The organism is Streptomyces sp. NBC_00193 (genome assembly GCF_026342735.1).
Classification (GTDB): Bacteria; Actinomycetota; Actinomycetes; order Streptomycetales; family Streptomycetaceae; genus Streptomyces; species Streptomyces stoeckheimensis.
This window is the reverse complement of sequence record NZ_JAPEMM010000001.1, coordinates 1,679,954-1,696,213: the sequence shown is the minus strand read 5'-3', so window position 1 is coordinate 1,696,213 and position 16,260 is coordinate 1,679,954. Positions and strand designations below refer to the sequence as shown.

Here is a 16,260-nt window from a genome sequence, read left to right as displayed (position 1 = left end):
GCTGCATGCCGTCGCCAAGGTCGTCTCCGACCGAGGCGACTGCTTGCGTTGTACGGATCTCGGATCACCGCACCGTCGCCATCGGGCACACCGGCGTCGCGGCGCCGATCCGCCGGGTGCGGAACCGTTCGAGGATCTCCGCCGCGGGGACCTTGGAGCCGGGCGTGCGCAGACTCGATTCGCGATCGCCGCCGAACCGCGAGCAGACCGCGATGTGCGCGTCGTACGCCGTCGACATCGCGTCGAGCAGCTGCCTGTAGGACTTGTCCACGGCCGGGTCGGGCGTCGCGAGCAGCGGCTTCACCCGGTTGAGCAGCTTGAGCAGGATCCGGTGATCGCGCACCTGGAGACCGCTGAACTTGGCGTTGATGAACGGCGGCATCATCGCGGGGCGTACCGAGTCCGTGTAGTGCGTGCTCGTGAAGTCGCCGGCGTACCGCATCGACGTGCCGGACCCGATCATCAGCACCGTGGCGTCCTCGATCAGCCGGCAGGCGCCGTCGACGTCGTCCGGATCGTCCTTGAGGTATTCGTGAAGGCAGCCCACCGACACGATCAGGGCCTGGATGAGCGCGAAGAACACCTGATGGCCGAGGCACCAGCGGGTCAGCGGATCGCTCGTGGTGTCGTCGAGCTCCGTGCCCGTGCCCCGCGTGTGCACGCGGGCCGCGTACTCGAACGGGGTTCCCGCGACTCCCATCCGCCACAGGCCGTGGAAGGTGGTCCAGAACGACTCGCGCAGCTGGGCCCGTTCGCCGCCGCTGAGGCTGATCCCGGCCGCGATGGCGTCGCCGAGCTGGCTGCGGAGGGATTCGAGCATCGTGTAGGTGAACGTCTCCACCGGGTTCCCGGTGACCCTGACCGCGCCGAAGAACAGGTCGTGTTCCTCGTAGAGGTCCTCCGGCACGGACTTCCGCTCCGCATCGGTGTACCGGGCGGAGGCGACCGGTGGGGCCAGGCAGGCCAGGGCCGCATCGACGGCGGCCCACGCGTGCCGGTCGGACTCGTGCGGGGGTATGTCGAGGACGGTCCGCAGGGCGTCCGCCGTGCGCTGGTTCATCAGGCCCGTGACGGCGCTGCGTGAGGTGGGAAGCTGTTCCGCCTTCAGTAGGTGGAGGGGCGGGACATTCGCATGATGAGCCTGGGTTTCAACCTCAATCACTTCACAAAATCCTTCGCGTTGGACGTGGTGTGCGCGATCCGGGACGGCAGGGGGAGCGGGCCGGCTATTGCGCGGCGAACTCGCCGGTGACAAACGCGGCCGACTCGTCGGTAACAAAGGAGACCGTCAGGCTGCTGTATCCGCTGAGGAACGTCGAGAGGAGCGGCTTGGGCTCGCCGGCGAGCTCGATGCGGTCCACCGTGCTGCAGAGGGTCTTCAGGACGGCGGTGATTTCGGCTCGCGCGAGGTAGGACCCGAAGCAGAAGTGGGATCCGGCTCCGAAGGAGAGGTGCTTGTTGGGAGTCCTCGACAGGTCGAAAACCTGCGGATTCGGGAAGACGTCCTCGTCGCGGTTGGCGGAGCTGTTCCAGAGGATGACGTGGTCGCCCTCCTGGATCGTCCGGCCGCCGATGGTGACCTCGGCCTTCGCCGTGCGGCCGGTGTGCATGGCCGGCGTCGTCCAGCGCAGGATCTCCTCGATCGCACTGGAGATCTGGACGCGGCCCTCCTTCAGCGCCCGCCACTGATCGGGGTACTGGGAAAAGGCGTGCACGGCGCCGATCATCGCCAGGCGGCTGGTGTGATCTCCCGCGAGGATGAACCCGTAGCAGTTGACGACCACTTCGTCGTCGGTCATCGGCACACCGTTGATCTCGGAGGTGGCCATCGCGCTGATCAGGTCGTCCTGGGGATTCTCGCGGCGGGCCTCGATGATCTCCTGGCAGTAGATGAGGAGTTCGTTGCGGGACAGCCAGATGTCCTCGGCGGTCAGCCCGTCCTCGTCCGTGCTGAGCGCCTTCTGGCTCAGGTCGAGGAGGTACTGGTGGTCCTGCGACGGGAAGCCGAGGAGATCGCAGATCATCCCCATGGGGATCGCCTCCGCGACCTCCTTGGCGAAGTCGAAGGTCCCCTTGGCCATGGCGCTGCCGATGAGCTGGTCGACCCGCTGCTGGAGCTTGTCCGTCACGGCCTTGCGGGTCCGGGGGCTGAACGCCTTCAGCAGGATGCTCCGCATGGCGTTGTGGCGCGGTGCGTCGGTGAGCGCGAGGATCTTGCCGGCCGCCGGATCGCCTCCGGGCTTGTGCAGCGAGGACATCATGTTTCCGGGCTTCGAGCTGAAGTGCTCGGAATCCTGCAGCACGGCCATGACGTCCGCGTAGCGGGACACCACCCAGAACGCGGTTCCGCGTTCCGTGGCCGGGTGCAGATATACGGGCTGCTCGGTCCGGGCGCGCCGCCAGAAGTCTTCCATTCCGGGGTGCAGGAATGCGCTCGGGTCGGTGAGGTCCACGTGGGTGAGGTCCTCGGTCAGTGTGCCTCTATGTGACATGTGAAATCTCCTGGCCCTCGATACGAGGGACTAGTGCATGGATGTTCGCGGGCCGGAAAGGTCGGCGATGAGCAACGCCAAGCGGTCGAGTGCAGCCTCGATCTGGTCCGGCGATACCGCGCTCAGGGAAAGGCGCAGCTTGTCCTCTCCGCCGGGGCCGTCGTAGAAGTGGCTCATCGGTGTCCACAGCACGCCGTATTTCCCGGCCCCGTATTCCAGCGCGGCATTGTCGGCGATGAAGGGAACGGTGACCACCACGAAGAATCCACCGCTGGGAGCATTCCAGGAGACCTGGTGGTTTTCGCCGGGCGGGAAACGCAGGCTCAGACCGTCCAGCAGCAGCCGCAGATTCCGGCGGTAGAACTGGATTTCCCTGGTATTGGCCTCGACCAGACTGCAGTCGTGCTCCAGCAGCTTCCCTCCCGCTATGGCCTGGGCCACGGGCGGGGTGTTGACGGTGAGCATGCTCTTTATCTTTGACAGTTCGTCCGCGAAGAGCGTGGTTTCCCCCTCCGCACCGGCGACGTGCTGATTCGCGACGACGAAGCCGATCCGGGCCCCGGGGAAACAGGTCTTGGAGAGCGAGCCGAGATAGACGACCCGGCGCGCGGTGTCGAGCGCCTTGAGCGTGGGCAGGCGCTTTCCGTCTTCGGCCTGGAACAGGCTGTACGGATTGTCTTCGAGGATCAGCAGATCGTGCTCGGCCGCGATGGCGAGCAGTCTCCGGCGGGCCTCCAGGTCGAGGCTCGCGCCGGAGGGGTTGGCGAAGTCCGGGACGAGGTAGAAGGCCCGCGGCCGCTTGCCGGCGGCGCGGACCGCCTCGATCTGGTCGACCAGGTGGTCGAGGTCGATGCCGCGCTCGTCGTCCCGTACCGGCCATACGGGCATGTCCACCAGTCGCGCGGCACCCGTCAGTCCGACGTAGCCCGGCGAAACCGACAGGACGACGTCGTGCTCGTCCCGGCGCAGCGCCCGGAGCACCAGGAACATCGCCTCCTGGCAGCCGACCGTGACGACGATCGACTCGGGGTCGACGTCTATGCCCTCGTCGCGGACGAGGTGCCGGGCGAGCAGGTCGTGGATGATGCCCTTGGTCCGGCCGTACTGGAAGAGGGTGCGGCGGACCGTCTCCGGGTCCGCCCCCTTCTCGGCCGCCAGGTGGTCGCAGAAGATCTGCAGGTACCGGGACAGGTCCTCCACGTCGTAGAAGTCCTCGCGGGGCCGGCCGGCGGCGAGCGAGATTGCCTCAGGGAATCGGCTGGACACCTCGTTCAAGAAGTTCATGGAGGCCAGCGCCGGGTCCTGGAGCGCTGAGTGCAGCCGATCCGTACCGAGGTCGGCGGCCAGGAGTTCCACTCCGCTGTCGTTCATGCAATCTCGCTTGCCTAGGGGGACCCGCGGTCCCGCGACTACTTCGAGGTGGGCTACTTCGACGACGCGCCGGCAGGCTCTTCTGCGGCTTCGGTCGTGTCGGCCTTCGGGTCGGCCGCCGGGTCGCCCAGCGCTTCCGTCGCCGCGCGAATCGCGCGGTTGCTGAGCGCGGGGTAGCTGGCCAGGGCCACCAGGACCATCAGGGCGCCGCCCCAGATGAAGGGCGTCCGCAGGGAGACCGTGCTCGCGAGGTAGCCGCCGAGCAGACCGCCGACGGGCGCGCCCACGAGCGAGATCAGCCGGCTGGCGGAGAGCACGCGGCCGCGGATGTTCGCCGGCGCGAGACGCTGGCGCAGCGAGCCGACGACGACGATCTGGACGCTCATCGAGAAGCCGATCACGGCCATCATCGCGCCGGCCACCCAGGCGCTGTCCGTCAGGCCCTGGCCGATGATTGCCAGTCCTTCGAGCGACATGCCGAGCACGCGCATGGTGCCGACCTGAAGCTTCTTGGAGATCGTGGTGGCCGCGAAGCTGCCGATGAAGGCACCGACGGCGGTCGAGCTGAGCAGCAGGCCGTAGCCGACCTCACCGAGACCGAGCTCGTTCTTGGCCAGCAGGACCAGCAGCGACATCTGGGCGGTGAAGACGAGGTTGCCGACGGCGGCCGTGCCGGACAGGGTGCGCAGGACCCGGTGCTTCAGCAGCCAGGTCAGACCCTCCGAGACCTCGGCGCGCAGGTTCCTGCGGACCGGCTCGTCGGTGGGCGCGTTCCCGAAGTCACCCTTCAGGGAACCGACGCAGATGGCGCTGACCAGGAAGGAGATCGCGTTCCCGATGAACGGCAGGGAATGCGACACGGTGAAGAGCACACCGCCGAGCGTGGGGCCCACGAGCTGCTCGCCGTTGATCTGGGCGGCGGAGATCCGGCTGTTGCCCCGGATCAGCTCCTTCTCCCCGGAGGTGACCACCGGCATGACGGTCTGTGCGGCGATGTCGAAGAAGATGTCTCCACAGCCCAGCGCGAATCCCGCCACGATCAGCATGTAGATGTTGATGTTGCCGGTCAGTACGGCGACCGCGAGCAGGGCCAGGATGGCGAGCCGGACGAGGTCCGCACGCAGCATCACCTTCTTGCGGTTCCACCGGTCCACCAGGGCTCCGGCCGGCAGACCGAACAGGAACCAGGGCAGCATCGCGACCGCGCCGGACGCACCGATGAGCATGGGGTCATCGGTCAGCTGCACGGCCAGCAGGGGCAGCGCGGCCATCTGGACGCCATCGCCCAGGGACGAGGAGATCGTCGCCACCCACACCTTGTTGAAGCTGCTGCTCATGCGCGGCTGGGCTTCCTTCTCTTTACTGCTGAACATCACGTTTCTCCTGAGATATGCGTTCATGGATGGCTGTACCGAGACAGGGACAGCCCCGTAGGGACTGGGGGAGGGTCACGCCTTGTCCCGGCTCCCCGGGTTGTCGGCCGAGCGGGCCGCCAATACCCGTCCTATGGCGGACAGATGGCGGGGTTGGGTCATGGCTCCGTGCGCGCAGTCGATCTCGTGCACGTCGATCCGTCCGGTCGTATGCGGAGACCAGACGTCGGGAGTGAGGTCGCTGCCCGGCTTGTCGGCCGTGGCGGCGAAGAAGAGGATGTCGCCCATGAACGTCCCGACACTGATGTGATCGCTCAGGTTGGCGATGTCCACGAAGACCCCGACCAGCGCCGACAGCCCTTCCGCGCCGAGTCCGGCGAGGGGACTTGTCGGGGACGTCGGGTCGTGCCCGATGGACTCGGTGATGGCACCCAGCACCTCAGGGCTGTCGTACGACAGCTGCGCGCTCTCCCAGCCTTCGGTGGGCAGGTAGCTGTCCATCAGCGCGAGCAGCGCGACTTCCTCGCCCTCCGCCTGCAGGCGGACCGCAAGGGAGTGGGCCACGATGCCGCCGAAGGACCAGCCCAGGAGGGAGTACGGGCCGGAGGGCTGAACCGCCCGGATCTCGCGCAGGTAGTCCTCGACCATCTCCTCCAGCCCGGGTGCCGGGGCATCCGGCTCGCTGAACCTGCGTGCCTGCAGCCCGTAGAGGGGCTGCCGGCGGTCCAGGTGGGGCAGGAGCCCGGAGTACGACCAGCTGAGCCCGATCGCCGGATGGACGCAGAACAGCGGGGCGAGGTCTCCTTCGGTGCGGAGCGGGAGCAGGACACCCAACGAGTTCCCGTTCCCGGAAGGGGTCCCGGGCGCCTTGTCCAGCTGCTCGACGAGGGCGGCGATGGTGGGGGTCTCGAAGAGGGTGCGGACGGGGAGCTCGATGTCGAGGGTGGTGCGGATGCGGCTGATGAGGCCGGTGGCGAGCAGGGAATGGCCCCCGAGCTCGAAGAAGTTGTCGTCGATACCCACCTCTCGTACGCCCAGGATCTCGGTGAACAGGCCGCAGAGGACCTCCTCGCGCAGGGTGCGCGGTCCGCGCCCGGTCGCCTTCGCCTCGTACGAGGGGGCGGGCAGGGCCCGGTGGTCCAGCTTGTTGTTGGTGGTCAGGGGGAGTTGCTCCAGGGCCACGAACGCCGCGGGCACCATGTACTCCGGCAGGAGCTCGGCCGTGTGGGTGCGCAGGGCTTCGGTGTCCACCGTGTCGTGGCCGGTTTCGGCGACGACGTAGGCGACGAGCCGCTTGTCGCCCGGCTGGTCCTCCCGGGCTACGACGGCGACCTGGGTGAGTCCGGGGAAGCGGCCGAGGACGGCTTCGATCTCGCCGAGTTCGATGCGGAACCCGCGGATCTTGACCTGGTCGTCGGCACGTCCGACGAAGTCCAGGAGCCCGTTGCCCGCCCAGCGGGCCAGGTCACCGGTGCGGTACATGCGGCTGCCGGCGGGGCCGAAGGGATCGGCGACGAAGCGTTCCGCGGTCAGGTCCGAGCGGCCGTAGTAGCCGCGGGCCAGACCGGCGCCCGCCAAGTACAGCTCTCCGGCTACGCCTTGGGGGAGCAGGGAGAGGGTGTCGTCGAGGATGTAGGCGCGCATGCCGTCCAGCGGTCGTCCGACGGGGACGGGTGCCGGTACTTCGTCGCCCGCGGTCCAGAGGGCCTGAGTTGCGAACAGGGTCGTCTCCGTGGGCCCGTAGGCGCAGCGGACCAGGGTGTCGGGGCTGTGCTTCAGTACCCTGCGGACCGCGGTCGGGGAGATGAGGTCGCCGCCAGTGATGACTTCCCGGACGCCGGTGAAGCATTCGGGGGCTTCTTCGGCCATGACGCGGAACAGGCCCGCGGTGATGTCCAGTCCGGTGATCTCCTCCTCGACGATCAGCCGGGCGAGTTCGGCGACCGCGAGGTCGCCTTCGGGGGTGATGACGGTGCGCCCGCCGTGGAGCAGGGGGACCCAGAAGGCGTAGGTCGAGGGGTCGAAGGCGTAGGAGGCCAGGAGGAGGACCCGCTCGTGGGCGCCAGGGCGCTCGAACATGCCGTCCACGACCAGGTCGAGGATGTCGCGGTGGGTGACCGCGACCCCCTTCGGGCGGCCCGTGGAGCCCGACGTGTACATCACGTAGGCCAGCTGCTCGGGGTGGCAGGCCACGCCCGGGTCGGTCAGCGGCAGCGAGGCCAGCTCGCTGTCCTGGTCGATGAGGACGACCTGGGGGGTGTGGGGCAGACCGCTCTCACGTGTGGCGGTGTCGGTCAGCAGGAGCGGGGCGGATGCCTGGTCGACGATCCACTGCATGCGCTCCAGCGGGTACCCGCTGTGCAGCGGCAGATAGAACGCACCGGCCTTCAAGACCGCCAGCAGTGCGACCACCAGGTCCACCGAGCGCTCCATCAGCACCGCGACCGGCGCCTCCGGAGCCACGCCCAGACCCACCAGCCGGTGCGCCACCTGGTTCGACCGCTCCTCCAACTCCCGGTACGACAGCTCCCGTCCGGCGCACCGCACCGCCACCGCGTCCGGGGACAGCAGTGCCTGCGCGGTGAAAGCCGCCTGCACGGAACCGGCGTCGAGGCCCTGGCGGGGCTCCGACCCTGCCCACGACTCCAGCAGCCGCACGCGCTCGGCCGGCGACAGGATCTGCGCCTCGCCGATCCGGCGGTCGGGAGCGGTGCCGAGCTGGGTCAGTACCGCCACCAGCTGCGCCACCATCCGCTCGACGGTGGACTTCTCGAAGACGTCGGTGCTGTACTCCAGCATTCCGGCGAGTCCGGCCGGCCCGCTGTCGGCCTCGTGGCACTCGTTGAGGACGAAGCCGAGATCGAACTTGGCCGTACGGGTGCTGAAGGCCTCCTCGGCTTCCACCGCCAGGCCGGGCAGCGAGAACGCGGCTCCTGCGGAGTTCTGCAGGACGACCATGACCTGGAAGAGCGGATGCCAGGCGGGCGAGCGCGTCGGGTTCACGGCCTCGACCACGCGCTCGAACGGCACGTCCTGGTGCACGTAGGCGGACAGGGCGGTCCCGCGGACCCGCTCCAGGAGTTCCCGGAACGTCGGGTTGCCCGAGGTGTCCGTCCGCAGCACGAGCGTGTTGAGGAAGACCCCGACCATGTCGTCGAGAGCGTCGTCGGTGCGTCCTGCGCTCGGGGTGCCGAGCGGAATGTCCGATCCCGCGCCCAGTCGGCTCAGCAGCGTGGCGACGGCGGCCTGGAGCACCATGAACAGCGTGGTGTTGGTCTCCCGGGCCAGGCCGAGGAGCGTGCGGTGCAGTTCGGCGTCGATGCGGACCGGGACCGTGTCGCCCCGGTAGCTGGCCACCTTGGGCCGGGGGCGGTCGAAGGGCAGTTCGAGATGTTCCGGCGTGCCAGCCAATGCCTGGGTCCAGTAGGCCAGTTGCTTGTTCACGGCGGATTCGGGGTCCGTTTCCGAACCGAGGATCCGGCGCTGCCAGAGGGTGTAGTCGGCGTACTGCGCCGGGAGCGGCGACCACTGCGGTGCGTGGCCCCGGAGCCGGGCGCGGAACGCGGTCTCCAGGTCGCGGCCGAGGGGGCCCATCGAGGCGCCGTCGCTCGCGATGTGGTGCAGGAGCAGCAGCAGGACCCGCTCCTTCGGGTCGACGGTGAACAGCGTCGCGCGGAAGGGGGGTTCGGCGGACAGGTCGAAGACGTACTGTCCGGCGGCGTGCAGGGCCGAAGTCAGTTCGTTCGAGCCGCAGTTGACGTGGTCCAGCGTCAGGGGTGCGGCGTCCGTGTCCAGCACGGTCTGTGCCGGTCGGCCGTCGATCTCCCGGAACACCGTCCGCAGGCTCTCGTGCCGTGCCGCCACGTCGTTCAGGGCCTGCTCCAGCGCGTGCGCGTCCAGGTCTCCGGTGATCCGGAACGCCACCGGGACGTTGTAGGTGGCACTCGCCCCTTCCAGCTTGTTCAGGAACCACAGCCGGTTCTGCGCCGGCGACAGCGGCACCAGGTCGGGGCGCTCCACCGCCGTCAGTGCGGGCCTGGCCGTTTCCGCCTGGGCGACGAGGCCGGTCAGGGTGGCGACCGTAGGAGCTTCGAACAGGGCCCGTACCGGCAGTTCGACGCCGAGGACCGACCTGATGCGGCTGACGAGCTTGGCCGCCAGCAGGGAGTGCCCGCCCAGTGCGAAGAAGCTGTCGTCGATGCCCACCGTCGGCAGGTCCAGGATCTCCGCGAACAGCCCGCACAGGATCTCCTCCTGCGGACCGCGCGCCGTACGGCCACCGGTCTCGGCCTCGTACACGGGTGCGGGCAGGGCCCGCCGGTCCAGCTTGCCGTTGGCGGTCAGCGGCAGCCGGTCGAGCACCACGAACGCCGCGGGAACCATGAACTCGGGCAAGGAGCGGCCCGCATGGGTGCGCAGGTCGTCCGTGCTCGCCTCGGCGCCGGCGGAGTCGGCCGCCACCACGTACCCCACCAGGCGCTTGTCGCCCGGCCGGTCCTCCCGCACGACCACCGCGACCTGTGCGACGGCCGCGTGACGGCCCAGCACGGCTTCGATCTCGCCCAGCTCGATGCGGTATCCGCGGATCTTGACCTGGTCGTCGGCCCGGCCGACGAACTCCAGCTGGCCGTCCGTGCGCCACCGCACCAGGTCACCGGTGCGGTACATGCGGCTGCCGGCCGGGCCGAAGGGGTCGGCGGTGAACCGCTCCGCCGTCAGCCCCGGACGCCGCAGGTATCCGCGGGCCAGGCCCGCTCCCGCGATGTACAGCTCTCCCGGTACTCCTCGCGGCGTCAGCTGCAGGCGCTCGTCCAGGACGTACGCCCGGGTGCCGTGCACCGGCGCGCCGATGGGGATGGACGCGGCCGGGTCGGCGGCGGACATCGGCCGGCTGGCCGTCGCCGAGATCGTGGACTCGGTGGGCCCGTAGAGGTTGAGCATCCGCCGGCCGTCCGCCCAGCGCGCGATCAGCGCGGGCGGGCAGGCCTCGCCGCCGACGCTCAGGACGCGCAGGGCGGGGAAGTGCCGCTCCGGCAGCGTGGCGAGCACGCTGGGCGGCATGTCGGCGCAGGAGATCCGGCGCTGCTCCAGGAAGTCGCCGAGGGCGTCCCCGACCAGCGGGCCGGGGGCGGGGACGACGAGGGTCGCGCCGAACCAGTACGCCCGGAGGAAGTCCTCCAGTGCCATGTCGAAGCTGATCGAGGCCAGCTGCAGGACCCGGTCCTCCGGCCGGATCTCGTACTTCTCCGCCAGGGTGGCGGCCAGTGCGCAGAGGCCGCGGTGGGTGACGGCCACGCCCTTGGGGGTGCCGGTGGAGCCCGAGGTGTAGACGGTGTAGGCCAGGTCGTCCGGGCGGGGCCGGGCGGTCCGCGCGGCCACCGTGGGACCGGCGCCGTCGAGTCCGGCCAGGGCGGCGGGATCGTCCAGCAGCAGGGCCCGCGGGCCGTCCTGGGGGAGCAGCCCGGCCGCCGCGCGGCTGGTGAGCACCCGTACGGGGGCGGCGTCGCGGAGCATGAACGCGATGCGGTCCGCCGGGTAGCCCGGGTCGATGGGGAGGAAGGCCGCGCCGGCCTTCAGGACGCCCAGCAGCGCCGCCACCATCTCCACGGACCGGGGCACCGCCAGCGCCACCAGGTGCTCGGAGCCGACGCCCTCCCGGACGAGCCAGTGGGCGATCCGGTCGGCCCGCGCGTTCAGCTCGGCGTAGGTGAGTACGGCGCCCTCGTGCTCCAGCGCAGGCGCGTCGGGGTGCAGCGCCGCGTGCTCCTCGAACACGTCGGTGAGGAACCGGTGCTCGGGGGCGGGGGCTCCGGCCCCTTCGGTGAGCAGGGCGCACCGCTCGGCGGGGGAGAGCAGCGCGGCGGCGCTGATCGGCAGGTCGGGCTGGTCGGCGAAGGCGGCCAGCAGCAGCCGCAGGCCCTCGGTGAACCGCTCGGCGGTGGCCGGGTCGGACAGGTCGGTGCGGTACTCCAGGAAGCCTTCGAGCCCCGCGGGGTCCCCGGCGGCGTCCGTGGTCTCGTAGAAGTTGAACGTGAGGTCGAAGCCGGTCACGTCCTTGGTGAGGTCCTCGGTGACCGCCGTCAGACCGGGCAGGTCGAACACGGGAGCCGCCTGGGTGTGCAGCGCCAGCATCACCTGGAACAGGGGATTGCGGGCCAGCGAGCGCTCCGGGTTGAGGATCTCCACCAGTCGTTCGAAGGGGACGTCCTGGTGGGAGTAGGCGGCGAGGTCGGTTTCCCGGGTGCGGGCGAGGAGTTCGCGGAAGGTGGGGTTTCCGGAGGTGTCGTTGCGCAGGACCAGGGTGTTGACGAAGAAGCCGACGAGGTCGTCGAGGGCTTCGTCGGTGCGGCCGGCGACGGGGGTTCCCAGGGGGATGTCGCTGCCCGCGCCGAGTCGGGTGAGCAGGGTGGCGAGGGCGGCCTGGAGCACCATGAACAAGGTGGTGTTGGTCTCCTGGGCCAGGTCGGCGAGCGCGCGGTGCAGGGCGGCGTCGATCCGGATGGGGACGGTGTCGCCGCGGTAGTCGGCGACCTTCGGCCGCTGACGGTCGAAGGGCAGCTCTAGCTGGTCGGGAATCCCGGCCAAGGCGCGCTGCCAGAAGGCGAGTTGTTCGCTGATCGGGGAGTGGGGATCGTCCTCGGTGCCGAGGAGTTCGCGCTGCCACAGGGTGTAGTCGGCGTACTGCACGGGCAGCGGCGACCAGGACGGCGCCGTACCCGTGCAGCGTGCGGCGTAGGCGAGGCTGATGTCGCGGGCCATCGGGCCCAGCGACCAGCCGTCGTTTCCGATGTGGTGCAGCAGGAGGAGCAGGACGTGCCGGTCGGGGCCGGTCGTGAACAACCGGGCCTGGAGCGGCGCATCGACGGTGACGTCGAAGGTGGTGTTGCCGGCGGCTCGGAGCGCCTCCTCGAGGTGCGCCGCGTCGACCTCCACCACGGGAAGCTCGGGGCGGACCTCGCCGGGCTCCAGGATGCGCTGCTGCGGCTCGCCGTCGACCTCAGGGAACACCGTCCGCAGGCTCTCGTGCCGACCGATCACCTCGCACAGCGCCGCTTCCAGGGCCGCGCGGTCGAGGTGCCCGGAAAGCCGCACCGCGAGCGGCAGGACGTACGTGGCGGTCGTCCTGTCCAGCTGGTTGAGGAACCAGAGGCGGTTCTGTGCCGGAGACAGCGGAATCCGCTCCGGGCGGGCCACCGCGGTCAGCGCGGTCCTGGCCGATCCGGCCCGCGTGATCTCGTCGGCCAGGCCGACGACGGTGGGGGTCTCGAAGAAGGTGCGGAAGGGGATCTCGATGTCGAGGGTGGTGCGGATGCGGCTGATGAGACGGGTGGCGAGGAGGGAGTGGCCGCCGAGCTCGAAGAAGCTGTCGTCGATGCCGACCTCGGACACGCCGAGGATCTCGGCGAACAGTCCGCAGAGGATCTCCTCGCGCGGGGTGCGGGGCGCGCGCCTGGACGGGTCCGCCTCGTACGAGGGCGCGGGCAGGGCCTGGTAGTCGACCTTGCCGTTGCTGGTCAGCGGCAGCTGGTCCAGGACCACCATGACGGAGGGGACCATGAATTCCGGGAGGAGCGCGGACGCGTGGGTGTGCAGGTCTGCGGAGTCCACCGTGGGGTGGCCGGTCTCGACGACCACGTAGGCCACCAGGCGCTTGCCGCCGGGCTGGTCCTCCCGGGCCACGACCGCGACCTGGGAGAGTCCGGGGAACTGGCCCAGCACCGTTTCGATCTCGCCGAGTTCGATGCGGAAGCCGCGGATCTTGACCTGGTCGTCGGCGCGGCCGACGAAGTCGAGGAGTCCGTCGCCGGCCCAGCGGGCGAGGTCCCCGGTGCGGTACATGCGGCTGCCGGCGGGGCCGAAGGGGTCGGCGACGAAGCGTTCCGCGGTCAGGTCGGAGCGGCCGTAGTAGCCGCGGGCCAGGCCCGCACCCGCCAGGTAGAGCTCCCCGGTCCCGTCCTCGACGGGCTCCATGCGGTCGTCGAGGATGTAGGCGCGCATGCCGTCCAGCGGACGGCCGATCGGGATCGGCGCGGGCACGGTGTCGGCCGCCGTCCAGGGGGCCTGGGTCGCGAAGAGGGTCGTCTCGGTGGGTCCGTACGTCGATCGCACCACGGTGTCGGGGCAGTGCTCCAGGACGCGGCGGACCGCGGTCGGGGAGATGACGTCGCCGCCGGTGATGACTTCCCGTACGCCGGTGAAGCAGTGCGGGGCCTCGTCGGCCATGACGCGGAACAGGCCGGCCGTGAGCTGAAGGCCGGTGATCTGCTCCTCCGCGATCAGCCGTGACAGCGTGGCCACGCTGAGGTCGCCCTCCGGCGAGACCACGGTCCGGCCGCCGTGCAGGAGCGGCACCCACATCTCGTACGTCGAGGGGTCGAAGGCGTACGGAGCCACCATCAGCACCCGCTCGTGGGCACCCGGCTGCTGGAACAGCCCGTCCACGACGAGCTCCAGGACGTCGCGGTGGGTGACCGCGACTCCCTTGGGACGGCCCGTGGAGCCCGATGTGTACATCACGTACGCCAGCTGGTCCGGCCGGCAGGCCACACCCGGGTCGGTCACCGGCAGCGAGGCCAGCTCGGCGTCCCGGTCGACGAGGACGACCTGCGGGGCGTCGGGCAGGCCCCGCTCGCGCTTCGCGGCGTCGGCCAGGAGGACCGGAGCGTTCGTCTCGTCGACGATCCACTGCATGCGCTCCAGCGGGTACCCGCTGTGCAGCGGCAGGTAGAAGGCACCGGCCTTCAGCACCGCCAGCAGTGCGACCACCAGGTCCACGGAACGTTCCATCAGCACCGCGACCGGAGCCTCCGGACCCACGCCCAGGCCGACCAGCCGGTGCGCCAGGCGGTTCGCCTGCTCGTCCAGTTCCCGGTAGGAGAGCTCCCGTCCGGCGCACCGCACCGCGACCGCACCCGGGGAACGCAGTACCTGCGCCGCAAAAGCCGCCTGCACGGAATCACCGATCAACGCCGTACCCGACTCGAACGGCTGATCCTCAGCAAAATCAACAGCAGTTGCAGCACGCATTGCCAATAACTCTCTTTCGGGGTTGGGGTCGCGCGAATTCAGGTGGGCCGGCCATGCGGCTACACGGATGTCAGGGGGATCGTCGCGGTGCATTTCCGCTGCGCGATCAGCCTGATGAACGGCAGTCGTCGGGGCGGCGGCTCACCCGGTCATCCTTTGGCTCTCCAGGTCCTCGGATCGTTCGTACAACTCCTGCGCGAGGGCAGCCCAGGTCTGTGCGTACTGGCGGGCCAGATCCGCCACCAGGCCGCCGGCGTGTGCCGGTACCGCGGTGGCCAGGTCGGCCCACATGTGCTGGTCGACGGCGTTGTGCTGCAGCAGGCGCAGCAGGTGGCGGCCGGATTCCCGCTGGCGCAGTGCGGGGTCGCGCACCAGCTTCTGCAGCACCGCCGCCGGGTCCACCCGGTGCGGCTGTACGCGCCGCCCCGCCGGGTCGGCCACCGCGGTGATCGGTGCGGTGATCGAGGTGCTGGAGCGTCCCTGTTCCAAACAGGAGTTGACCTCGGCGCGGGCTCTGGGACCGCCGCCCGGAGTGCGGGGATCCCGGCCCGCCTCCAGGAGCTTGCGGACGTCACTCACCGTCGTCGGCGAGATCCCGGCCATCCGTGCCACCTCCCGCAGGGACGCCTGCGGCTGCTCGGTCAGGATCTCGGCCGCACGCTGCCGGCCCTCCACGCTGCTCAGCGGCCGGACCCGGCCGTCCCCGCCGACCCGGAGGTTGTCCTGGGTGCCCGCGCCGGAACTCCGGCGGAGCGCCGCCACCGTCTTGGCGCCCAGGCCCGAGGCCCGGGCGATGGAACGGTCGGACAGGTGCGGATGGGTCGCCACGATCCTTGCCGCGGCAGCGCGCCGATCGGCCTGGGACAGGGGGAGTCCGTGCGTGACGTTGGCCTCGACGCCGCGCAGGAACGCGTCGTCGGCGCAGCCGTCGAAGAACTTCACGGCAATGGTCTGCTGACCCCGCAGCCGCGCGGCGGCGAGGCGGTGCACCCCGTCGATGACGCGCATGGTCCGGCGGTCGACCAGGATGGGCGGAAGCTGCTCCTCGGTTTCGGCCAGCCGGGCGATGTGTTCCTCGTCGGCTCCCGTGGACCGGGGCGACTCGCCGACGGTCACCGCGGTGACGGGAACCTCGGCGCCTTGTGTTCCGTGGAGTTCCGCTCCGGATCCGGTCGGTCGGATCAGGCTCTCGGCTCCGTTGTCGGCGGTCGCTGCGTACGTCGCTCTCACTGGGTCGGCCTCCAGAGGTGGGCAGTGATGAGGAGGGGGCCGGTCGGCAGGCCCTCAAGACGACGCGGGTCGATCCGGCCACGCGGGGCGCGAGGCATAGCGGTGCTCCTCCAAGAGAGAGATGGGGTCAATGGCCGGGCATCCGGCCTGTTCGGCGGCGGTTCCCGGTGGTGATGGAGAGAGCTTCTCCCTCCGCACACCCCGCTCGTAAGGACTTGTGGCTGGCAGGACTAGCCAGGGCCGTTTGGTGCCAGCTGCCGGCTCCCTGAAAAGCGGTCGACCAGCGGGTTTTCACATTGGCATTCACCGGCCAGTCCGCTTGTGGCCATTCCCCGAAAAGCCCCTGGTGGAGCCGTTCTCCGGTGTCCACTCGCTGCCTGGACCTGACTCGACGGCATGGACCATGCTGCGGGGACAGCCACGGCACCGGCGCAACAACGCAGGTCCGCCGGCTGTGAATGTGAGTGAGGAGAGACCGGGGGCGTCCAACTGCGGCAGCGCCGCAGACGGACACCCCGCCGGACCAGGCCTTTGCGGGTGACGCCGCACGGTGAGCAGGGAGACCCCCCGATTACCGTGCGGCGCCTTACCGGTAAGGCCGGCGGCGCGTGAGGAATCCTCGTACAGCGGCGTATTTACGCAAAAGCTATCGAGTTGAATTTCTCCCCGTGATCATGCAAATCTCGCTCCAGAAGGCCGCTGGGCCCCATCGACTTTCCTGTCCGTGCCGGCGAGTTCTTTCATGCCTTCAGTTCGTCAAGGATGAG

The 16,260-nt window shown here is 69.8% G+C and carries 6 protein-coding genes; all 6 read right to left on the bottom strand.

The annotated features are described in order from the left end of the window. Positions 1–64: 64 nt before the first annotated feature. The 6 genes from OG898_RS07040 to OG898_RS07015 all read right to left on the bottom strand — a co-directional run bounded on the left by OG898_RS07040 (position 65) and on the right by OG898_RS07015 (position 15,493). On the bottom strand, positions 65–1,060 hold the full coding sequence (locus OG898_RS07040; RefSeq protein ID WP_266955682.1) for a hypothetical protein: 996 nt from the start codon (positions 1,058–1,060) through the stop codon (positions 65–67). A gap of 166 nt (positions 1,061–1,226) precedes the next feature. Further along, positions 1,227–2,492 carry a cytochrome P450 gene (locus OG898_RS07035; RefSeq protein ID WP_266955680.1) on the bottom strand — a complete coding sequence of 422 codons (1,266 nt, stop codon included), beginning with the start codon at positions 2,490–2,492 and terminating at the stop codon, positions 1,227–1,229. 30 nt (positions 2,493–2,522) lie between these two features. Further along, complete coding sequence (locus tag OG898_RS07030) at positions 2,523–3,863, bottom strand: PLP-dependent aminotransferase family protein (protein ID WP_250751557.1); 1,341 nt, start codon at positions 3,861–3,863, stop codon at positions 2,523–2,525. A gap of 53 nt (positions 3,864–3,916) precedes the next feature. After that, a complete protein-coding gene (locus tag OG898_RS07025) occupies positions 3,917–5,236 on the bottom strand; it encodes an MFS transporter (RefSeq protein ID WP_266955677.1) in 1,320 nt (439 codons plus the stop codon). 75 nt (positions 5,237–5,311) lie between these two features. Further along, positions 5,312–14,188 carry a non-ribosomal peptide synthetase gene (locus OG898_RS07020; RefSeq protein ID WP_266955675.1) on the bottom strand — a complete coding sequence of 2,959 codons (8,877 nt, stop codon included), beginning with the start codon at positions 14,186–14,188 and terminating at the stop codon, positions 5,312–5,314. Positions 14,189–14,404: 216 nt separating this feature from the next. Then, complete coding sequence (locus OG898_RS07015) at positions 14,405–15,493, bottom strand: ParB N-terminal domain-containing protein (RefSeq protein WP_266955673.1); 1,089 nt, start codon at positions 15,491–15,493, stop codon at positions 14,405–14,407. Positions 15,494–16,260 lie beyond the last annotated feature (767 nt).